We start from the raw sequence: 19,909 nt of genomic DNA on the forward strand, positions 1-19,909 counted from the left end.
CCTGCCTCTGCGGCCCCGACTCCCGGAACGGGGGAACTCCCCGTTCCGATACCTGCTTTTCGACCACGTATCCCCTGAACAGCGACCGCCCGGGGCGGCCCTCGGGACCGCGGCCGACACCGTTTCTCGAGGCCGGCACCGCCGTCCTCTGGCCCTTCGGAGTGATCGCCGCGGCATCCGCTCAGCGAGATGTTCTCTGGACTCGTTCCGCTGTGTGTAACCGGGTTCTTTGATCCGGGACGCGGTGGTGAGATGGTGTCCTGAAGGAACCGGGAGCCGACGTCGACCGACGAGAGGGAGATCGCACCGTGGCACTAGGGACGGGCAGCCCGGAACGCACGCTCACCGAGGACGAGATCCGGAGGATCGTCGCGGACTCGCTGACCGGGCACGATCTCGACGGCCGGCACGTCGTGGTGATCATCCCGGACGGCACCCGCTCGGCACCGATGCCGCTGATGCTGCGCCTCCTCCACGACGCCATGGCCGGCCGGGCCCGCCGGGTCGACGTCCTGGTCGCACTCGGCACCCATCAGCCGATGGACGACGCCGCGCTCGACGCCCTCGTCGGCGCCACCGGGGTCGGCCGCGAACGCCTGCTCCCGGCGATGACCGTGGTCAACCATGCCTGGTCCGATCCGGCGACGTACGCGGCCCTCGGCACGATCACCGCGGAGGAGGTCCGCGAGCTGAGCGGCGGACGGCTCGACAGCCCCGTCGACGTACGGATCAACCGCCTCGTCGTGGACGCCGACCTCGTGATCGTCTGCGGGCCGGTGTTCCCCCACGAGGTCGTCGGCTTCTCCGGCGGCAACAAGTACTTCTTCCCGGGCGTCAGCGGCCCGGAGGTCATCGACCTCTCCCACTGGCTCGGTGCCCTGATCACCAGCCACGACATCATCGGCACCCGCGGGATCACGCCGGTCCGGGCGATCATCAACCGCGCCGCCGCGATGATCCCCACGCCGAGACTGTGCCTGGCCATGGTGGTGCGGCCGGGCGGCACCGACCTGAACGGCCTGTACGCCGCGACCCCCGAGGAGGCGTGGGCCGCGGCCGCGGACCTGTCCGCCCGGGTGCACGTCCGCTACGTCGACCGGCTGTACAAGACCGTGCTGTCGATCATGCCCCGGCGGTACGCCGACATGTGGACGGCGGCCAAGGGGATGTACAAGGTCGAGCCGGTGGTCGCGGACGGCGGCGAGGTGATCCTCTACGCGCCCCACATCGACCGCTTCAGCGTGACCCACGGCGCCGTCCTCGCCGAGATCGGCTACCACACCCGCGACTACTTCCTCGCCCAGTGGGACCGGTTCCGCGACCGCCCGCTCGGCGTCCTGGCGCACAGCACTCACCTGCGTGGGAAGGGCACGTACGAGGCGGGCGTGGAACGGCCGCGGATCGGCGTCACCCTCGCCACCGGTATCCCCGAGGACGTCTGCGCGGCGCACGGCCTCGGCTACCGCGACCCGGCCACCATCGACGTCGGCCGCTGGACCGACGACCCCGACCCCGACGTCCTGGTCGTCCCGGAGGCCGGCGAGATCCTCTACCGCCTGAACCAGAAGGACTGATCCGGCGAATCGGCCGACGGCCGTTCGTCCTGAGGCAGGGCTATCGGCTCATTTGTCATTGATGGTCATGTCGCGGCCCGACTGGTATATCCGGCTGTTCCCCGATGCCTTCGCCTGCTGCTGCACGTTGATCGCACCATCCCCGGTCGAGGCGATCCCGGTGTTGTCACCGCCGATCGCGATCGACCTCTCCCCCGACGCGGTGGCCCGTCCGCCCGCCTGGCCGTCACCGGCCGCTCGCCGGTCGGCGGCCATCCCGTAAACCGATACGGCCAGGCCGACCACCGCGACGAACACCCCGATCACGCTGGCCAATTTGTCGGCCTTGTCCAGACCTACCGCCGCGAAATAAGCACCCAGCGCCACCAGGGCCGCCACCGCGACCAGACCGCCGGCCCATTTCAGTACACGCCCCGTCATGAAAGACATCATCGGTCACCGACCCGCACCGCGCCCAGTGGCCGAAGCGGTACCGGCATGAGACCGCGGCCGGATGCGGACACGGCGTTTGGATAAGCGACCGTCCGAACATTCCGTAAAAACGACGGTCAGCGCCGGAGAGTATGGCCGATGTGGCTGACTCAGGCTTATGATCCCCGTCCTACAGGCGGCGGTCCCGCCTCGAGCCGATCGGTATCACGGGTGGTGGCACATGCAGCAGCGGAAAGCGTCGGTCATGCGGTTCGCCGAGCGCACGCGATGACGAACCCACCGTCGTCCGCAGCCGAAAGGAGCGCCTCGTGACCGCACTGGATCCGCAGATCGAAGGCGCGCATTCCGAGGCGGTGCCGCTGTACGGCCCGCGTTTCGCCGGGAACACCGAGGAGCTGTTCGGCGAGATGCGGCGCGACCACGGACCGGTCGTGCCGGTGCTGCTCGAGGGCGGCGACCCCGCGTGGCTGGTCATCGGCTACCGCGAGGCGCACCGCGTCCTCTCCGACGGGCAGTTGTTCGCCCGCGACCCGTACCGCTGCCACGGCCCGGACTACGTGCCACCGCAGGCCGTGGGCTACACGCCGGGCATGCTGATGTTCCTGGACGGAGACGCGCACACGCAGCGCGTCGGCGCGGTCAGCGCCGCACTCGGCGAGGTGGACCAGTTCCAGCTGCGGGCCGACTGCGAGCGGTTCGCCGACCGGCTGATCGACACGTTCACCACCGCCGGCGAGGTCGAGCTCATGGAGCGGTACGCCTACCGGATTCCAGTGCTCGTCATGGGCGGCATGTTCGGGCTGCCCGACTCCGAGTTGATGGCCGTCGCCCAGGACATGAAGACGATGAGCGACGGCAGAGAGGACGCCATCGACGCGTACGGCCGGTTCGTCGCGACGATGAGGGGTCACATCGAGAGCAAGCGCGAGTGGCCCGGGCCGGACGTCACGTCCCGCATGCTCGCGTACGGGACCGGCGTCACCGACGACGAGCTGATCCACGACATCCTCGTCGTGATCTCCGGCAGCCAGGAGAACACCGCAAACTGGATCGGCAACGCGCTGCGGCTCATGCTGACCGACGACCGCTTCGCGGTGACCCTCTCGGGCGGCCGCCACAGCGTCGGCCAGGCGCTGAACGAGGTGCTGTGGAAGGACACGCCGGTGAAGGCCGTCCCGGGCCGCTGGGCGACCCGGGACACCCAGCTCGGCGGCCGCACCATCCGAGCCGGTGACGTGATCGTCGTCGGGCTGGCCGGCGCCAACGCCGACCCGTGGGTACGGCCCGCCGGCCACGGCGACTCGGGCGGCAATCACGCCCACCTCGCGTTCGGCACCGGCGACCACGGATGCCCGCACCCGGCGCCGGAGCTCGCCGAGGTCATGGCGGAAACGGCCATCGAGGTGCTGCTCGACCGCCTCCCGGACCTGCGGCTCGCGGTTCCGGAGGACGAGCTCGAGTGGCGGCCGGCGTTCCACCTCCGGGGCCTGTCGGCGCTCCCGGTGCGCTTCACACCCGCGTACAGCGTCCAGGGCGGCTGACCGGCGCCGAGCCGACCCGCAGCGGTGCGGCGCGGCGACCGTGGGCCGCCGCGCCACGGCTGCGGTGTTCTCCGTGGGTCAGCCGGGTGCCACGGCGCGGCCCGTCTGCGGGGAGATCATGCCGGCGCACAGGCCACGGCCGGCCAGCACCTGCGCGATGCGCGGGATCGCGGCGAGCGTGTTCGCGGGCCACTCGTGCATGAGAATGATCTGGCCGTTGGTGAGCCGGGCGTTGGCCTGCACGATCGCATCCGTGCCGGCACCGTCCCAGTCCTGGGAGTCGACGTCCCAGATGATCTGTCGCAGGCCGTACTTGGCCTCGACCGACTGCACCGTCGCGTTGGTCTCACCGTAGGGCGGGCGGAACAGCTTCGGCGTGCCGCCGCCCGCGTTGGCGATGGCCTGCTGCGTCCGGGAGATCTCCGAGTCGACCTGCGCCTGGCTCTCCTGGGTCAGGTGCGGGTGGGTGTAACTGTGATCGCCGATCCACATGCCCGCGGCGGCCTCGGCCCGGACCTGGGACGGGTAGGCGGCGGCGTACTGGCCCTCGTTGAACATCGTCGCCCGCAGCCCGCTCTGCCTGAGCGCGCCCAGCAGGCTCGGGGTGTGGGCGTTGGACGGGCCGTCGTCGAAGGTGAGCCCGACGTACCCGTTGCAGGTGGCGGCGTGCGACGGGGTGGCGTTGACCGTGAAGGCGACGGTGCTCGCCACGGCCAGCGCGGCGACGGCCATCCCCGTAGCCGGGGAGCGTTTCAGTGTGGTTCGCATGCGGGGTGGATCCTTCCTCACTTCTCGGGGAAAGGGCGTTATCAGCCAACGGTTATGTTGGAGTTTCCGCTGCTCTGATATCCCTCGGTTGCGAGGATCATGTAGTACTTGAAGCTGCCGAGATTCATTCCATAACGGGCCCACGCGTCGAAGTGGTTGCCGGTGGTTATGGTGCCGCCCGTTCGCTTCGTCCGGCGGACGCTCCAGTACTGGTTGAAGGTTCGAGTCCCTTCGACGGACGGGGCGTTGTACCGCGTCGTCTCGTAGACGTCGTAGGTACCGCCGTCGCTGGTGACCGTGCCCTTGTACGTGCCCGTGGGCCGGTACGAGCCCCAGTTGTCGACGATGTAGTACTCGACGAGCGGGTTCGACGTCCATCCGTAGAGCGACAGGTATCCGTTGCCGGAGGGGTTGAAGCCGCCCGAGTAGTTCACGCTCCTGCGCCCGCCGTTACTCCAGCCCTTGCCGGCGACGAAATTCCCGCAGTTGGTCCATGACGTGCGGTAATTTCCGCCGGACGACAGGGTCATGGAGACCGATCCGCCGCCGTTGGTCCAGAATGAATAGTAGTAGCCGTTATTGGTGCCGGTTTGATTCGTGGTGATGGTCGTGTCGGCGTTGGCCGTGCCGGGCAGCATCATCGCGGACGCGACCAGCGCCACCGCGCCGGCCCGGCCGATGAAGCCTCTGCGGCCGATCGGGTTGGCGGGGGCGTCGTTCCTGTGCATGCTTCCTCCTCCTGGACGAGAACCACCGGCGAGCGACGGCTCTGGCGGCGAGAAGCGCCGATCGATGGAGCGAGCATGCGCCCGACGAAGGGCGGCGTCAACGATATGTATCGAAACTTTTCGAGCGCCTCGGAAGCTGCAGATCACTAGATTTGCCCGCTGAAATGCCGGAACGCTGCGTCTATCAATCAAGCACTCACGTGAAAACCCAATGAAAGCGCGGTCCAGCAGTGAAACATTTCGAAACGGATCGATGTCCGGCCTGGCGACGGAGACGTAGGGCCGGCCGGTCAAAGCCCCCCTCGTCACCAGAAGCCGGTACAGGCGTCCCGGGAAGCGTTCACGGCGGCGCGCGGGGTGTCGCCTGCACACCCGGAATCGCCACCCTGCGCCGCGTGGGCTCGACTCGCGAACGTCGTCGTGGTCGTCGTGGACGGCCCGCACTGGATCCAGTTCTGGCCGTTTGTTCCGGCTCCAGTCCAGCCAGACCCGATCTCCACAGCGAGCGCCGGTGATCTGGGCCCAGGCCATCTGCCGGCCGCCGACGGTACCGGCGACAGCAGGAGCGACTTCATCGCGCTGGAAGGCCAGCTATGGCTCTACCGTTCCTAATGACTGAGCGTGAGTTGCGCTGGCTCAGCCGGACGCTCCGAACGGTGTTGAGCGTCCTGGTCTCCCGCGTTCGCGCCGGATCCGGCTCCAGCGGATCGTGTCCGTGGTCCGAGGATGTGGGGGCGGGTTCTCTCACGCCCACGGGTGTCGTCTCCGGCCTGGGCGGTCCGATGCCCACGACGATCGCTCTGGTCGTCGTGGGGCGGTGCCGTCCGTCGCCGGATGCGGTGCCCGAGGGCGCGTCGTCCGATCGCGATGCCGGCGGCATCGTGACGGGTGGTCTTGCGGCGGGGCGCGGCCATGGGCTTTTGCCAGTGCTGGGCGCCCCACTTGGAGGTGTAGGCGGGATCGACCGCGACGATCGGCGAGGGGAACGGTCTTGACCGGCGGGATCGTCCACGACGCGGTGAGGTACCAGCGTCCTCGCTCGACTTCCAAGTGAATGCGGTATGCCACCGCCCGGTTCGCATTGATGCGGTCGGCTCACTCGGCGCCCCGGTGGTGGAATACCACCGCGCCCTCCAGGACGTATCGGCCATGCCTGGCGTTGGCCAGGTACGCCAGCGGAGCGGGGAGTTTGAGCGACACTTCGCCACCGGGCGTGACGCGGATGGTCTCGTTGCCGAACCTCTTGCCGGATTCACCGTCGGCGGACAAGAACCAGCGCTCGGCTTCCCACCGCTTTCGCCACTGCCTTTTGGAGAGCTGGGCGGCCTCAAGGTCGTGACGGTTGCGGGCGAGCTTCTTCCCGCCCCGTACGACGCGGACGCGCCCGGCCTCCCGATCGGTCCGCTCCTTCGTGAGCCGGTCGGTAAGCACCTGCAGACGCCGAGTCTTGGCGAAGCGGTAACCGCCCGCAGACCGCTTGGTGCCCTTCTCGCCCACGGGCAGCGACAGGCGGTGCGCGATCGTGGCGATGCCCGCCTCAAGCCCTTGGATGTGGGCAAACTGGGCACGCCGCGACAGCGCCCACTGGTCGTTGCTCGCTTTGGTGATCGACCCGGCCCAACGGGAGGAGGACACCTGGGTCAGGTCCCGTTTGCGCTCCGCCCACGTGTCGGTGGAGTGGGCTAGGCCGTCAGCGCAGCGCCGCCTGAGATCCTTCGAAGCCAGACAGCCCAGATGCGCGCCCATGGCCCGCAACACCTCATCGTCCTCCGACGTGAGGCCCTTGAGCCGGGTACGGATCGCCACGCCGGACGGCCCGAGCGCGACGAACGACGCCTCGATCGACCGCAGTCTCGAGTCAGCCATACCGTGCGGCATCCAACGCCTTGCGGGCACGGTCCTTCGCCGAACGGCGGCCGTACAGACGCACACAGAACGACATCAGCCGGCGCTCCAGGTCGGCCTTCTGGCCGTGGGAGCAGACGCGGGCATACACGCCCAGGCCACCGATGGCCTCCGGAGCCGTGGCCGCCTCGATATTCACCACGATCGTGCGCGGCCCGACATGCTGAGCAGGCAGGGAAATGTCCCGTCACGAGACCAACGCCAAGCCGTCGGGAGCACGCTCCCCTGCGCTCGCGCCCACTCAGTCAGATTCACGCGAAGACCATAACGCAACTAACAGTGATGCCAAGCACACTTTGTGCACACCAACCAGCAGAAGTTCCGAACCCCTCACCGGGCAGTTCAGCACGGACAACGTCCTCGATGCCAAGACCCGAATCGGCACCGGCTGGAACGCCTTCACCATCGTCTGACAGGGCATCGCACCGGCCTCCTCGCCCACGAGGGCGAGGAGGCCGTCATGCGCTCGGTGGGCTCAGGGAGCGGAGGGCCCCACGTCCGCCGTGGTCAGCGCGCGACGCTGAGTGCCGCCGGCGACGTACTCGTCCGCGCCGACGTCCTTGGCGCCCGACCGGGCCTGCAGGTCCATGTCCTGGGTCACCTGGGCGTAGGTGCCGGTCGCCGCATCGATGGCCGGGCTGCCCGCGGCGAGCCGGTCCAGGCCGCCGGAGTCCACGGCCAGGGCCGGGTTGACCGACCGGCCGCCGTCGGCGGGCATGTCGCCGCGCGACCCGCCCCAAACGATGTTGCCTTCCCACTTCGTGTTCGTGGCCCGGCCGACCGTCACGAGATTTCCGGAGCCGCCGACGAGGATGTTGTCGGCCACGGTCGTGCGGTCCGGCCCGTACTGGTGGTCCTCCGTGCCGATACCGATGAGGTTCGTCTTCGTGCTCACGACCGTGTTGAACGCCACGAGTCCCCGGTCGGCCGCATCGTGGTCCGTCGTGCTGTTCGTGTCGTCCCGGATGTTCCCGGCACCGACCTCGATCGGCATGCCGCCGATGTTCTGGATCAGGTTGTTGATGATGACGTGGTCGTTGCCGAAGAAGCGGATCCCGGAGGTGCCACCGAGGATGATGTTGCCCTCGACGAGGGTCCGGTTTCCGTGGCGCAGGCAGATCTGGCCCCGGCTATTGCGCAGCGTGTTGTAGCGGACGGTGTTGTCCGAAGACTTCACCGAGATCGCCTCGGAGTCGCCGTTGGCCTTCTCGAAGAGGTTGTACTCGACGGTCGCGTGGGCCGATGCGTGCTGCCGGGAGCTGAGGCCGAGGCGGATGGACTCCCCGCCGTTCGAGCCGCTATAGGAGTGGTCGTAGAAGTAGTTGTGGTGAATCCAGACCCGCTGTGCCATTCCCGAGCTCCCGGGCCCGGAGATCTGCAGGAACACGCCGATCGAGCTTTTGTGCTGGAACGTGTTGTGGTCGACCTCGCAGTCGTCGCAGGCGACCGTGACCCAGTTCTTGGTCGAGCTGTCCGACAGCTGGATCACGTTACGCGTCAGCCGTACGTGGTCGGCGCCGGTCGGGAGGCTGATGGCGTTCCCATGGGTGAGCCGAAAGCCCTCGACGGTCACGTAGTGGATCGAGCCGAACGAGAACCCGTCCGTACCCTTGATCTCCGCCTTGCCGGTGTGCTGTGCGGCGATGGTGATCGGTGCCGACGCCGTGCCCGATCGGGTCAGCGCGATCGCCGACGAGGTGGAGTACGAGCCGTCGGCGAGTTCGATCCGGTCACCCGGCTGCGCCTGTTTGACCGCGCTCTGCAGCCCGGCCACGGACGAGACCGAGATCACTTTCGTGGGCGCGGGCGCCGCGCCCGCCGGACGTTCGGCCGGGGCGGCGACCGCCCCGATCAGGATCAGCGCGGTGATGACCGCCGCATGCCGGTTCAATGCCATGAGGACCGCCTTGGGGGAGCCGGATTCGGCACGGTTTTACATCTACCATCACCGGCCGTCAAGCCATACACCCGACGTATCGGCGGAATCTCCTCGGACAGTGGATGGATTCTCGCAGCCCACCGGCGATCGATGCCTGATTACATCGGATCTATCGCATACCCGGCTGGGCAGCACGAGACACACCGCGCACGACGCGACGCCCACGATGTCCAGGGGCGCGGCGTGGCCTCTGACAACAAGGGAATTCGCCGGCCGCCTGGTCCCTTACTCGCCGCCACGTACGAGGGCTGAGCCGGTGCGCGTGCGTCGGTACCGGATCTCGTGGCGGTGCCGCTCCCCGACGACGAGGCCCGCCTCGCGCAGCACCTTGATGTGCTCGGACACCGTGCTCGGTGCCAGCGCGTGCCGGTGCGCGAGCCACGTCGTCGACGTGGGCTCCTGAAGTGCGGCGAGCAGCGTGGCGCGGGTCCGGCCGAGGAGCCGCTCGAGCGCTGCGGCCGGGGATCCGTGCGTCGGCTGCCAGAGACCACCGAGGCCGCGCGCCGGATAGGAGACGGTCGGCTGCCACGGCGGCTGCGTGATCACGATCGCCTCCTCCCACTTGAACACGCTGGGCATCAGCAGCACGCCGCGTCCGGCGAGCTCAACGTGCTCGTCACCGCCTGGGTCGCGAACGAGCGTGTCGCCGGTCCAATGCAGCGTCTGGTTCAGATCGGCGAACAAGTGGTCCAGGCCGCCCTCGGCCAGGCGCCGCGAGCGATACGCAATGTCGGCCTCCAGCAGCGCCCGCACCCGCAGCCACACCGGCTCGACGAGCGCCCGCCACGCGGCCCGTACGAGATTGGTCAGGAAACTGAGCACGTCCGCCGGGTCGCCGAGCAGCAGCCGCCCCAACTCGCTCGCCTCCGCGCCCGGGGTCTCGCGCAGCGACATCTCGATCTCCGCACGCACCACCGGCGCGGGCGTCGCGGCGATCCGGGTGAGTTCGGCCTCGACGTCCGAGGACGGGGCAAGCGGGGGCGGGGCGAGGAAGTCGGGGGTGTAGCCGCGGCGCGGTTGGAGCAGGGTGAGCGGCCGTAGGTCGAGTGTCCTTTGGCGCGAGCGAGCGTCCTCCAGCCAGCGCCGGTGGTGCTGCCCCGGACCGTCCGGACCGGTCGCGACGCGCACGGCGGCGAGCGTCTCGAACACCGGGGAGTACGCGAACCGGCAGCGCGCCAGGTCGGCCGGGCCGAAGCCGAGGCTGATGGCCATGGCCGCCTCCTTGCGTTCCTGAGCTCTTTGACACCTCGCCGGGCACGGATGATTCGGCCCCGCCCGAATGACTGGTGGCGATCCTAACCCCCGGCCACGATCGTCACGTCGGCCGACGCCGGTCGACTCTCCTGACGATTCGAAGGAACATGATCATGCACGACGTCACCGAACTCGCCGACCTGCACGCCGATGTCAACCGCCGCGCCGCCGCCCTGTTCGCGGTCGTCGACGACTACGAGGAGGAGGATGCCTTCTTCGCCGAGATCGACGCGCTCGCGGCGCAACTGCCCGTCGGCGACGCCGACGGGCTGTTCCACCGCGCCTGCGCCCGTGACACCTGGGGCCACTCGGACCTGGCCGTCCCGCTGTATCGCGAGGCCCTCGAGCGTGGCGGCCTGACCGGCGAGAACCGCCGCCGCGCCGTCATCCAGATGGCCAGTTCCCTGCGCAACATCGGCGAGGCGCAGACCGCGCTCGCGATGCTCGAGGCCGAACGCGCCCACGGCTCCGACCACCTCGACGATGCCCTGGCCTGCGTGACCGCACTCTGCCTGGCCGCCCTCGGCCGAGAACGCGAGGGCCTGTCTCTCACCCTCGTCGCCCTGGCCAAGCACCTGCCGCGCTACAACCGCTCCATGGCCAACTACGGCCGGGCCCTGCTCGAAAGCTGAGCCGGCGATCACGGGCATCAACTACAGGTTGACGCTCGAGATCGTCAATCTACGATTGACGCATGAGTTCACTCAACATCAGCCTCGCTGACCTGACCGCCCGTCTCGACGAGGAACTCCCCGACGCCAACCACCTGGCCCGCATCAACGAAGCGCAACTACGCGCCCAGACCCTGTCCGACCTCGGTGACCAGCTCGTCGGCCACTACGTCGGCAAGGCCAAGCAGGCCGGCGCGTCGTGGAGCGAGATCGGCGACGCCATCGGGGTGTCCAAACAGGCCGCGCAGCAACGCCACACGCCCGCCGCGTTCGAGCGGTTCACCGACCTGAACCGGCACAGCATCGTGCTGGCGCAGGAGGCCGCCCGAACGCACAAGCACGACTTCATCGGCACCGAACACATGCTGCTCGGCCTGCTCGGCGAACCGCGGGGCCTGGCGTACGAGGTGCTGACGGCGAAAACCGAGTCGGAGCAACGCGTCCGCGACGCGATCGAGGGAGCGATGCCGCCGGCCGGGGAGAAGGCGCCGCGGGGTCACATCGCGTTCCGGCCGGAGAGCAAGGAGGCCATCGAGCAGGCACACCGCGCGTCGGCCGACCTCGGCCACGACTGGGTCGGCACGGAACACACGCTGCTGGGCCTGATCCGCACCGAGGAGAGCTCGGCCGCGCAGATCCTGCGCAACCTCGGCTTCACGTCCGACAAACGGCACGAGACGGTCAAGACCGAGATCACCAAACGGCTCGCCGCGCGCGACAAGTAGTAACGAAACGATCGGTCGCCGCGGCGGACCGAGCAGCCTCCATAGTGGTACTCGACGCCAACCAGCGCACCAGGCCCGTACCACCAGTGGCACTGTGAGCAACGGGACTACCATCGGTCGGCCATGGGGCAGATGTCGATTTCACAAGGATGGCCGCTGGGCGGGACGTGCCTGGCGGCCGTGGGTGCGCTGGTGGCGCTCGCATGGGCGCGCAAGAACCTGGTGGTCGTCGCCGTCAGCGGGACGAGCATGGAACCCACGTTGCGCGATGGCGACCGCGTCCTGGTGCGGCGCCGGTCCCTCCCCCAGGTGCGCCGCGGGGACGTCGTCGTCCTGGAACCGCCGCTGGACGGCCCCTACCTGCCGGGCCCCGCGGGCCCGGACGGCCGGATATGGAACGTCAAGCGCGCCGCCGCGCTACCCGGGGACCTGCTGCCGCCCGGCGTCCCAGGGGACCTGCTGCCGCCCGGCGTCCCAGGGGACGGCGACACCGTGCCGCCCGGAACGCTCGCGGTCTTCGGCGACAATCCGGACAGCATCGACTCCCGCCAGCGGGGTCTGTTCTCCGGCGACCAGCTACTGGGCGTGGTGGTGCGCCGACTGGTCGTCACACCGCCCCAGAGTCAATAGCCGTCCCGATGGCAAGGATCGCCAAGATCACGGCGCGTTTGATCGCACAGTCCACAACAGCGCGCCGCCGGGGACATCACCCCTTGCCGACGATGATCAACAACATTTAGCTTCTGGATCAGTCGCGCTGATCATCTCGAAAGGCGCATCCTCGGTATCTGCAGCTGGAACGTTCCAGCTCGACCTGTGAGGAGATCCCCGTGATCCGTGTACTCAACCGTTTGGGCGACCGGATGCTCGGCATGGTCCTGCCGAGCACGACCGCCCGCGCCGAGGCCTGCTGGTGGGACCAATGGGGCTCCTACTGCTGCATCTACGCCGGTAAGACCTACTGCCACTGACGCCGGCTGAATCGTCATGGAGTACGTCACGCCGGCCGCCCGCCGCACACCGGGACTGGTCTTCCTCGTCGCGGTGTTCGGCAAGCTCCGTGGCCGGGACGCCTTCCGGGAGTTCCGGCGGTCGGTGCCCGGCCTGGCTCCCGGCCTTCCGCCGGCGGCGACGTCCGCTGCGGTGGTGACCGCCGAGTCGGCCGCCGTCGTACTCCTGGCGTTCGAACGGACGGCGCCGGCCGGCCTCGTGCTGGCCGGGGCCGTCTTGCTCGCGTTCGCCGGAGGCGTCCACCGCCCGCTCCGGACCGGCCGGAGTGCGACCTGCCGCTGTTTCGGCACGGGCCCGGCCCCCGTCGGCCGCGTGCACGTCGTGCGCAACCTCCCCCTCACCGCCGTCGCCTGGGGCGGTCTCGGCGCGCACCTGACGGCTCCAGGGCAGGTGCATCCGGCCGGCGCGGTCATCGCGGTCGCCGCCGCGTCCGTCCTCACCCTCATCGCCGTCGATGGCACCGCGGTCACCCGCGCCTTCTTCGCCGGACCGACGATCGTGGGGCTGTTCTCCACCACCTGCGTGTCCTGCCGGGAACGGCTGCCCGAATTCGCCGAGCGCGTCCGTCCCGTGGACGCCGGGCGCGTCCTGGCGGTGATCGAGGGCGACCGGGACGAGGCCGAGCCCTTCGTCACGGCGCTGTCGCCGGTCGCCACCGTGGTGGTCGAGCCGGTGAAGGGGCCGGTGAGCAGCGCGTTCGGGCATCCAGCGTCCCCCAGCTTCTACGTCGTGGACGAGGGCGCCGTGGTGACGGCTTCGCTCCTCTCGCCGTCCGGGCTGCCGGTACCGGCCCGCGCATGACCGAGCCGCCCCGAACGGCTGGGCGGCGGCCCCTCGTCGTCGCCGCGCTGGCATGGCGGGCGCACCGCGGCGCGACGGCCGCGTCGATGCTGCTCGCCGTACTCACCGGGCTCGCGCCGGTCGCGACGGCCTGGCTCACGAAGCTCGTCCTGGACGCGCTCGCCGGCGGCGGGAACCGGGACGTCCTGCCGGCCCTCGCCACCGGGCTCGCCGCGAGCGGGCTGTGCGTCATGGTGCTGCCCCACGCCGCCACCTACGCGCAGGCCCCAGCTGCGTCGGGCGGTGCGTGCCCTGGTCGTCGACCGCCTGTTCGCCGCCGTCGACTCGCACGCGGGGCTGCGCCGTCTGGAGGACCCCGCCTTCCAGGACACGCTGCGGCTGGCGCACGAGTCCAGTCAGCAGGCGCCGGACCGGCTGATCCTCGGCAGTCTGGCCATCGCGCAGGCGATCATCACGATGTCGGGTTTCGTCGGCACCCTGCTGGTGATCAACCCGGCGCTGGTCCTGGTGATCTTCCTGGCGGCACTGCCCGCGCTCTGGATCCAGCTCGGCCTGAGCCGGGAACGGGCCCGCACGATGTGGACGGTCAGCCCCGCGATGCGGCGCGAGATCTTCTACGGTGAGCTGCTGACCAGGCCGGAGGCGGCCAAAGAAGCGCGGCTGTTCGGGTTGGGCCGCTTCTTCCGCGCCCGGATGCTCGACGAGATCCGCTCGGCCAACGAGACCGAACGGTGGCTCGACCGCAAAACCCTGCGCAGCCAGGGACTGCTGGCCCTGGTCGGCAGCGCCGTCGCGGGCGGGGGCCTGGTGTGGGCGGTGCTGGCCGCCGCGTCGGGCGCCCTCACCGCCGGCGACGTGACGGTGTTCATCGCCGCGATCGCCGGGGTCCAGGCATCGCTGACGTCCGTCATCGACCGGTGGGCGGACGCGCACAACGCCCTTCTGCTCTTCGGCCACTTCGCCGCCATCGTGGAAGCCGAACCCGACATGCCCCCACGTCCCGGCCGGCGTCCCGTCCCGCCGCTGCGACACGGAATCGAGCTGCGCGACGTGTGGTTCCGCTACAGCGAGAAACACCCGTGGATCCTGCGCGGCGTCGACCTGGACATCCCGCACGGCCAGAGCGTCGCCCTGGTGGGGGTGAACGGCGCGGGCAAGAGCACGCTGGTCAAACTCCTGTGCCGCCTGTACGACCCGGACAAGGGCTCGATCAGCTGGGACGGCGTGGACCTCCGCGACATGGCCCCCGCCGAACTCCGCGAGCACATCGGCGTCGTCTTCCAGGACTTCATGGAGTACGACCTGACGGCGTCCGAGAACATCATGCTCGGCGACCTGAACAGCGAGGGCGACACGCACCGGATCCGGGAGGCGGCGCGGCGGGCCGGTGTCCACGAGGCGGTCGAGGCACTGCCACGCGGCTACGACACGATGCTCAGCAAGATCTTCGGCGGCCGCGACGAGGGCGCCGGCGTCGCCCTGTCGGGCGGCCAGTGGCAGCGCCTGGCGCTGGCCCGCGCGTTCCTGCGCCAGAGCCGCGACCTGCTCCTGCTGGACGAACCGAGTTCGGGCCTGGACGCGGACGCCGAACACGCCGTTCACGCGTCCCTCCGCCACCACCGCCAAGGCCGAACCAGCGTCCTCATCTCCCACCGCCTCGGCTCGGTCCGCGACGCCGACCTCATCGTCGTCCTGACCGAAGGCAAGATCACCGAACGCGGCTCCCACGACGCCCTGATGGCCCTGAACGGCGAATACGCCCGCCTCTTCACCCTCCAAGCCACCGGCTACGCGCCCCGCCCCTGATCACCCGGCACCTCGGGACAGAGCGTCCCTCATTCAGACGACGGTCTTCGCGGTGGTGGGATCGATGATCGCGACGCCGTCCCCGAACGCGAGCCGCATCCGCCCGCGGGCCCTCGGCTACGACGATGGCTCCCCGTCGCCGGGGCCGCTCGGCGACTGCGCGGGCGTTTCGGAGGATGCGGCCATGCGGGGAATATTCAGATGCGTCCGGGTGGCCCACCGACGTTTCGAGAGTTGTTGAAATACCGGGTGCGCACCCTGGCAGTATCGCTTTGTAGCACTAAGGCACCGAAGCGATGAACACTATCCTCAGTTGGCACAAGTCCGCGTGAGATTGGCTCCCCGGCCAGGGTTGAAGCTTGAAAAAGGGCTCCGGAGTGACCTCCGAAACCCTCTTTGACCTGCTCTCACACTGGGTGGGCGATACTGGGTTCGAACCAGTGACCTCTTCGGTGTGAACGAAGCGCTCTCCCACTGAGCTAATCGCCCCAGGCGGCTCAACCGCTGCCAGCACAGACTAGCGCATCCCTACCCCTCTTCGCGCATCGACGATCAGACCCGCCACGGCAGGTTTAGACCGAAGGCCTGGAGGTAGGCCACGATCGCGGCGGCGATGATGACGCCGGCGCAGATGGCCAGGAGCTGGTTCCGGCGTCGGACTCTGGGGTCGAGGGCCTTCTCCTTCGCTTTGCTCGCGGTTTGCTTCGCGGAGGTGAGGGCACGTTGCGCCCAGGCGAACTCGGTCGCCAGGATGGCAAAGCCTACGAAGATCGCTGCCCATCCCGGTCCGGGCAGTACGAGCATGGCGACGCCGGCCCCGAGGACCGAGACTCCCACGGTGAACACGGCCAGACGCCACACGTTGTTGAGGAGCCGACGCGTGCGGATGCGCTCGCGCCATGCCTTCAGCGTGTCCTTCATGCGATCGACCATAGATCACCTCGCTTCCGCGCAGGTCAGAGCGGGTATGACTCCGGTGAGGTCGGTCACATGACGTACGGGGGGCGGAATGTTCTTAGGACTTTTGGCAGTTACCCGTCACAGAGCCAGGGGGACACCCGTTGGAGGGAGCGACGTCCTCACCGAGAAACCCGCGACGCGGGACTGACGCCTGAAGGATGACCGATGAACAGCAGCACCACTGCCTCCGCCGAGGTCGGCCTTCGGCTCATCGTCCCGGATAAAACGATCATCCCATTGCTCGCGACCTGGGACTACTCCGCTGACGATCCTTATGCCGTCCGTGTGGCGTTTCATGTTGGAAACGACGCACCGGTGGAGTGGATCTTTGCTCGTGAGCTGTTGACCGTCGGAATTGTGCGCAAGGTCGGCAGGGGTGACGTGCGGGTGTGGCCGGCGGACAAGGACGGCGAACGAATCTTGAACTTGACGTTGTCGTCGCCGTTCGGCCGGGCACACTTCGAGGTCCCGCTGACCCCCCTCACGGACTTCCTGGACCGGACCTATGAGATCGTTCCGGCCGGCCGTGAAGCTGACTTCATCGACATCGAAGCGGAGCTCGACGACCTCCTCTGGCACACCTGAACAACCCCCGCACGGACCGTACGGCCCCGCACCAGGCGCCTCCCAGCGCTGGCCCACACCCATGGCGCGGGGCCGTACGCCTGTCACGGGTCGAGGTCGGCGGCGCCGTGTTCGGCGAAGACCTCCATGGCCTTGCGGGTGACCGGTCCGGGCGCGGCGGGGAGGACTTTGCCGTCTACGGCGTGGATCGGCTGGATGTCGCGAGTGGTGGAGGTCAGGAACGCCTCGTCCGCGGTGGTGAACTCCTCCAGCGGCAGGTCCTCCTCCTCGCCGCCGAACCATTCGAGCACGAGCGCCCGGGTCACGCCGGCGAGGCAGCCGGAGGACAGCGGCGGGGTGGTCAGGCGTCCGCCGCGGACGAGGAAGACGTTGGAGCCGGTGCCCTCGCAGAGGTTCCCGGCCAGGTTGCCGAAGATCGCCTCTGCCCCGCCGCGCTGGTGCGCGTACTCGAGGGCCTTGGCGTTGTCGCCGTACGAGGTCGTCTTGAGGCCGGACAGGGCGCCGCGCTCGTTGCGGGGCCACGGCACGACGGAGACGTCGGCGGTCGACGGGAACGGCTTCTGCTCGGCGACGGCGACGATGGCGGTGGCGCCCTCCGAGCCGCGGTCGGAGCCGAGGGGGCCGACGCCGCTGGTGTACGTGATCCGAATCCGGGCGAGGTCCCAGGACGGCGCGGTGGCGAGCAGGGCGAGCGTGCCCCGGCGGATGGCGTCGAGATCGGGCTCGGGCAGCCCGAGGCCGGCGGCGGAGACGGCGAGCCTCCGGAGATGACGGGTCAGCGCGAACGCCTGACCCCGTACGGCCTTGACCGTCTCGAACACGCCGTCGCCGACGAGGATGCCGTGATCGAACACTGACACCCGCGCGTTCTCCGGGGCGTACAGTTCTCCATTGATCCAGACTGGGACGTTCCCGGTCTGCGAGCTGATCTCGACCACTGTGAAAGCCACCTCTCCAGGCCGGGCCCTGGCCCGGTCATCCCTGCGCCACCGGGGCCGGCGGCCCCGGCCGATGGCCCCCACACTACGACCCACCGGTGCGCGGTTCGAGTCAATACCCGCCGTCGCCCAGGATGGGCCGGAAGGCACCGGTCCGCACGTTCCAACACAAATACGGGGAACCGGGAACGCTTGCGGACGTCCTGACGTCGATGGTCACGGCGGTACGACCCGTTGCCGCCGGAAACAGGCATTACCATCGACACGAGACTTCCCCGCAGCCCCAACCGCCCCGACGAAGAAGAGACAGAATGATCGACCAGGTGCCCGGCTACCGCATCCTGGAGCGGGTCGGTGAAGGCGGGTTCAGCGTCGTCTACCGTGCCCAGCAGGAGCGCCTGGATCGCGTCGTCGCTCTGAAGGTGCTGTCCGTGGACGCGGTCGACGCCGACACGATGCGCCGGTTCGAGCGGGAATGTCAGATCACCGGGCGGCTCACCGGCCACCCCAACGTCGTCACCGTCCTGGACACCGGGATGACGAGCGGCGGACGGCCGTTCATCGCGATGGACTACTTCCAGCGCGGGTCCCTGCGGGACCGGCTGTCACGGGAGGGTCCGCTCCCCCTGCAGGACGTCCTTCGGGCGGGCGTGAAGATCGCCGGCGCGCTGGCGGCGACGCACGAGTCGGGTGTGCTGCACCGTGACGTCAAGCCGCAGAACATCCTCGTGTCCAAGTACGGCGAGCCCGCGCTCGCCGACTTCGGGATCGCCCGGCTGACCGGCTCGTCGGAGGCCACGCACACCACCGCGTTCACGCCCCACCACGCCGCGCCGGAGGTGGTCAACGGCGAACAGCCCGGTGAGACCGCGGACGTCTACTCGCTGGCCTCGACGATGTACCAGCTCCTCGCGGGCAGCCCGGCCTTCAAGGCGGGCTCGGCCGCCGGGATCGGCGCGCTGATGATGCGGATCCTCAACGAGCCGCCGCCCCAGATCGCGCGCCCGGACGTCCCGCACCAGGTCTACGACGTCATCGCCAAGGCGATGGCGAAGACTCCGGCCCAGCGCTACGCCAACGCGGTCGCCTTCGCGACGCGGTTGCAGCAGTTGCAGGCCGAGCTCGGGTTGCCGGTGACGGAGCTGGCCGGCAGCGACTCGATCACGGGACCGCCGCCGCCGCCCACGCCCACCCCGTACGTCCCGGAGACGGATCACTCCGGCCTGACCGGGCCCGGCTTCGAACTGCTGGCGCAGCAGTACGCCCCGCCGCACCTGCCGGCCGTGCATCCGGACGCCCCGGCACCGGCCGCGGGACCGGGTCGTCCTGGCACCGCGGCGTCCCCGCCGCCCCCGGCCACGTCGAAGCCCGCTCCGCCCCGGACCCCGAGCCCTGGTCCGGTTCAGAACGCGAGCTCCGGTCCGGTCCGGGGACCGGCGGCGCGGCCGTCGGCGGCCTCGCCGACGCCCGGGCCGCACTTTCGCGAGGCCACCCCCCAGACGCTGCCGAAGACCGCCGAACAGTCCGATCCGTTCCCTCCCCGCACGGAGGATCGGAAGGGCCGGCAGGGCGCCGTCGTCGCCGGGGTGCTCGCCGCCGTGGTCCTGGGGGCGGGCGTCGGCATCGGCGGGTTCCTGCTGCTCGGCAGCGCCGGTGGCGAGAAGAAGCACGACACACCGTCGCCGGTGGCGAACTCGACCTCTCCGCCGACGGGCGGTTCCTCCGCCCCGGTCCCGGTTCCGGCCCAGGTGATGCGCGCGGCGAAGCCACGTGACCTGCGTGCCGTCGACAAGGGCCAGATCGTCGTGCTGCGCTGGAAGCTCGCCAAGGGCAACGACTACCCGATCTGGGTCCAGCAGTCCGACGGCTCGCCGGTGAAGTCCGCCCCACAGGCGTTGGCGCCGCATGCGACGACCGTGACGCTGTCCGGCCTCGACGCCCGGAAGGGGTACTGCTTCACGGTCGGCGCGCTGGTCGCCATCGGGCAGAGCGACGGGCAGGCGGCGACGATCGCCTGGTCCGCTCCGAAGTGCATCCGCAACGCCACCGCACAGTGACGGCCGACCACCGGCCCTGAAGTGCCGTGGTGGCGCTAGCGGCGCTGGCGGCGCTCGGAGTGGACGACGCTCGGCACGGGGCCGCAGCGCTCGGAGCGAACGACGCTCGACGCGGACGCGACGCGCGGGACACCGCAACTCTCGGCGCGGGGCGCGACGCTCCACGCAGGCGCGCCCCTGAGGGGGACGACGATCGACGCAGGCGCGACGCACG

Annotated in this window: 18 protein-coding genes, 1 tRNA gene and 1 pseudogene; 10 read left to right on the forward strand and 10 right to left on the reverse strand. The window is 69.5% G+C overall.

The window, feature by feature from the left end; genetic code table 11:
• Nucleotides 1-308: 308 nt before the first annotated feature.
• Nucleotides 309-1,574 carry a lactate racemase domain-containing protein gene (locus AB0I04_RS20300; protein WP_360886499.1) on the forward strand — a complete coding sequence of 422 codons (1,266 nt, stop codon included), beginning with the start codon at nucleotides 309-311 and terminating at the stop codon, nucleotides 1,572-1,574.
• A 48-nt stretch (nucleotides 1,575-1,622) separates the two neighbouring features.
• Here the strand turns inward: AB0I04_RS20300 and AB0I04_RS20305 are convergent, their stop codons facing one another.
• A complete protein-coding gene (locus AB0I04_RS20305; protein WP_360886501.1) occupies nucleotides 1,623-1,994 on the reverse strand; it encodes a hypothetical protein in 372 nt (123 codons plus the stop codon).
• 320 nt (nucleotides 1,995-2,314) lie between these two features.
• On the opposite strand from AB0I04_RS20305, the gene AB0I04_RS20310 reads away from it, so the two are divergent.
• Complete coding sequence (locus AB0I04_RS20310; protein WP_360886503.1) at nucleotides 2,315-3,547, forward strand: cytochrome P450; 1,233 nt, start codon at nucleotides 2,315-2,317, stop codon at nucleotides 3,545-3,547.
• A 78-nt stretch (nucleotides 3,548-3,625) separates the two neighbouring features.
• On the opposite strand, the gene AB0I04_RS20315 is transcribed toward AB0I04_RS20310, so the two are convergent.
• The 6 genes and pseudogenes from AB0I04_RS20315 to AB0I04_RS20340 form a co-directional block, all read right to left on the reverse strand.
• Nucleotides 3,626-4,315 carry a polysaccharide deacetylase family protein gene (locus tag AB0I04_RS20315; RefSeq protein WP_360886505.1) on the reverse strand — a complete coding sequence of 230 codons (690 nt, stop codon included), beginning with the start codon at nucleotides 4,313-4,315 and terminating at the stop codon, nucleotides 3,626-3,628.
• Nucleotides 4,316-4,359: 44 nt separating this feature from the next.
• Nucleotides 4,360-5,043 (reverse strand): annotated as a pseudogene (locus AB0I04_RS20320) (glycoside hydrolase family 11 protein); the annotation flags it as partial.
• A 1,095-nt stretch (nucleotides 5,044-6,138) separates the two neighbouring features.
• Entirely contained in the window at nucleotides 6,139-6,909 is a 771-nt protein-coding gene (locus AB0I04_RS20325; RefSeq protein WP_360886507.1) for a hypothetical protein, read from the reverse strand.
• Nucleotides 6,902-7,087, reverse strand: a complete 186-nt coding sequence (locus AB0I04_RS20330) for a hypothetical protein (protein ID WP_360886509.1) — start codon at nucleotides 7,085-7,087, stop codon at nucleotides 6,902-6,904. The genes AB0I04_RS20325 and AB0I04_RS20330 overlap by 8 nt, the downstream gene beginning before the upstream one ends.
• 336 nt (nucleotides 7,088-7,423) lie before the next feature.
• On the reverse strand, nucleotides 7,424-8,845 hold the full coding sequence (locus tag AB0I04_RS20335; RefSeq protein ID WP_360886511.1) for a polysaccharide lyase 6 family protein: 1,422 nt from the start codon (nucleotides 8,843-8,845) through the stop codon (nucleotides 7,424-7,426).
• A gap of 267 nt (nucleotides 8,846-9,112) precedes the next feature.
• Nucleotides 9,113-10,099 carry a DUF5937 family protein gene (locus tag AB0I04_RS20340; protein WP_360886513.1) on the reverse strand — a complete coding sequence of 329 codons (987 nt, stop codon included), beginning with the start codon at nucleotides 10,097-10,099 and terminating at the stop codon, nucleotides 9,113-9,115.
• A 155-nt stretch (nucleotides 10,100-10,254) separates the two neighbouring features.
• Here AB0I04_RS20340 and AB0I04_RS20345 point away from each other — a divergent pair, with 155 nt between their 5' ends.
• The 6 genes from AB0I04_RS20345 (at nucleotide 10,255) to AB0I04_RS20370 (ending at nucleotide 15,155) form a co-directional block, all read left to right on the forward strand.
• Nucleotides 10,255-10,773 (forward strand): tetratricopeptide repeat protein, encoded by a 519-nt coding sequence (locus AB0I04_RS20345; protein WP_360886515.1) that lies wholly within the window; start codon nucleotides 10,255-10,257, stop codon nucleotides 10,771-10,773.
• A gap of 62 nt (nucleotides 10,774-10,835) precedes the next feature.
• Nucleotides 10,836-11,537 (forward strand): Clp protease N-terminal domain-containing protein, encoded by a 702-nt coding sequence (locus tag AB0I04_RS20350; RefSeq protein WP_360886517.1) that lies wholly within the window; start codon nucleotides 10,836-10,838, stop codon nucleotides 11,535-11,537.
• A gap of 132 nt (nucleotides 11,538-11,669) precedes the next feature.
• Nucleotides 11,670-12,167, forward strand: a complete 498-nt coding sequence (locus AB0I04_RS20355) for a S26 family signal peptidase (protein WP_360886519.1) — start codon at nucleotides 11,670-11,672, stop codon at nucleotides 12,165-12,167.
• Between the two features lie 200 nt (nucleotides 12,168-12,367).
• Entirely contained in the window at nucleotides 12,368-12,508 is a 141-nt protein-coding gene (locus AB0I04_RS20360) for a hypothetical protein (RefSeq protein ID WP_360886521.1), read from the forward strand.
• Between the two features lie 16 nt (nucleotides 12,509-12,524).
• Entirely contained in the window at nucleotides 12,525-13,349 is an 825-nt protein-coding gene (locus AB0I04_RS20365) for a MauE/DoxX family redox-associated membrane protein (RefSeq protein WP_360886523.1), read from the forward strand.
• A 282-nt stretch (nucleotides 13,350-13,631) separates the two neighbouring features.
• Entirely contained in the window at nucleotides 13,632-15,155 is a 1,524-nt protein-coding gene (locus AB0I04_RS20370) for an ABC transporter ATP-binding protein (protein WP_360886526.1), read from the forward strand.
• A gap of 417 nt (nucleotides 15,156-15,572) precedes the next feature.
• Here the strand turns inward: AB0I04_RS20370 and AB0I04_RS20375 are convergent.
• Nucleotides 15,573-15,644: transfer RNA gene (locus AB0I04_RS20375), tRNA-Val, on the reverse strand.
• Between the two features lie 63 nt (nucleotides 15,645-15,707).
• Nucleotides 15,708-16,076 (reverse strand): TIGR02611 family protein, encoded by a 369-nt coding sequence (locus tag AB0I04_RS20380; RefSeq protein ID WP_360886528.1) that lies wholly within the window; start codon nucleotides 16,074-16,076, stop codon nucleotides 15,708-15,710.
• A gap of 204 nt (nucleotides 16,077-16,280) precedes the next feature.
• Between AB0I04_RS20380 and AB0I04_RS20385 the strand changes: the two genes are divergently transcribed.
• Nucleotides 16,281-16,700, forward strand: a complete 420-nt coding sequence (locus AB0I04_RS20385; protein ID WP_360886530.1) for an SsgA family sporulation/cell division regulator — start codon at nucleotides 16,281-16,283, stop codon at nucleotides 16,698-16,700.
• 83 nt (nucleotides 16,701-16,783) lie between these two features.
• Here AB0I04_RS20385 and AB0I04_RS20390 read toward each other — a convergent pair whose 3' ends face one another.
• Complete coding sequence (locus tag AB0I04_RS20390; protein WP_360886532.1) at nucleotides 16,784-17,650, reverse strand: aminodeoxychorismate lyase; 867 nt, start codon at nucleotides 17,648-17,650, stop codon at nucleotides 16,784-16,786.
• Nucleotides 17,651-17,949: 299 nt separating this feature from the next.
• Between AB0I04_RS20390 and AB0I04_RS20395 the strand changes: the two genes are divergently transcribed.
• Nucleotides 17,950-19,695 (forward strand): protein kinase, encoded by a 1,746-nt coding sequence (locus AB0I04_RS20395; protein WP_360886534.1) that lies wholly within the window; start codon nucleotides 17,950-17,952, stop codon nucleotides 19,693-19,695.
• Nucleotides 19,696-19,909: the final 214 nt, after the last annotated feature.

It is taken from the genome of Actinoallomurus sp. NPDC050550 (genome assembly GCF_040655075.1).
Classification (GTDB): Bacteria; Actinomycetota; Actinomycetes; order Streptosporangiales; family Streptosporangiaceae; genus Actinoallomurus.

Excerpts from the sequence above, each read along its gene's own strand:
- AB0I04_RS20355 (WP_360886519.1), top strand. The coding sequence starts at position 11,670 with ATGTCGATTTCACAAGGATGGCCGCTGGGCGGGACGTGCCTGGCGGCC.
- AB0I04_RS20350 (WP_360886517.1), top strand. The coding sequence starts at position 10,836 with ATGAGTTCACTCAACATCAGCCTCGCTGACCTGACCGCCCGTCTCGAC.
- AB0I04_RS20365 (WP_360886523.1), top strand. The coding sequence starts at position 12,525 with ATGGAGTACGTCACGCCGGCCGCCCGCCGCACACCGGGACTGGTCTTC.
- AB0I04_RS20305 (WP_360886501.1), bottom strand. The coding sequence starts at position 1,994 with ATGACGGGGCGTGTACTGAAATGGGCCGGCGGTCTGGTCGCGGTGGCG.
- AB0I04_RS20345 (WP_360886515.1), top strand. The coding sequence starts at position 10,255 with ATGCACGACGTCACCGAACTCGCCGACCTGCACGCCGATGTCAACCGC.
- AB0I04_RS20335 (WP_360886511.1), bottom strand. The coding sequence starts at position 8,845 with ATGGCATTGAACCGGCATGCGGCGGTCATCACCGCGCTGATCCTGATC.
- AB0I04_RS20340 (WP_360886513.1), bottom strand. The coding sequence starts at position 10,099 with ATGGCCATCAGCCTCGGCTTCGGCCCGGCCGACCTGGCGCGCTGCCGG.
- AB0I04_RS20325 (WP_360886507.1), bottom strand. The coding sequence starts at position 6,909 with ATGGCTGACTCGAGACTGCGGTCGATCGAGGCGTCGTTCGTCGCGCTC.
- AB0I04_RS20385 (WP_360886530.1), top strand. The coding sequence starts at position 16,281 with ATGAACAGCAGCACCACTGCCTCCGCCGAGGTCGGCCTTCGGCTCATC.
- AB0I04_RS20395 (WP_360886534.1), top strand. The coding sequence starts at position 17,950 with ATGATCGACCAGGTGCCCGGCTACCGCATCCTGGAGCGGGTCGGTGAA.
- AB0I04_RS20315 (WP_360886505.1), bottom strand. The coding sequence starts at position 4,315 with ATGCGAACCACACTGAAACGCTCCCCGGCTACGGGGATGGCCGTCGCC.
- AB0I04_RS20380 (WP_360886528.1), bottom strand. The coding sequence starts at position 16,076 with ATGAAGGACACGCTGAAGGCATGGCGCGAGCGCATCCGCACGCGTCGG.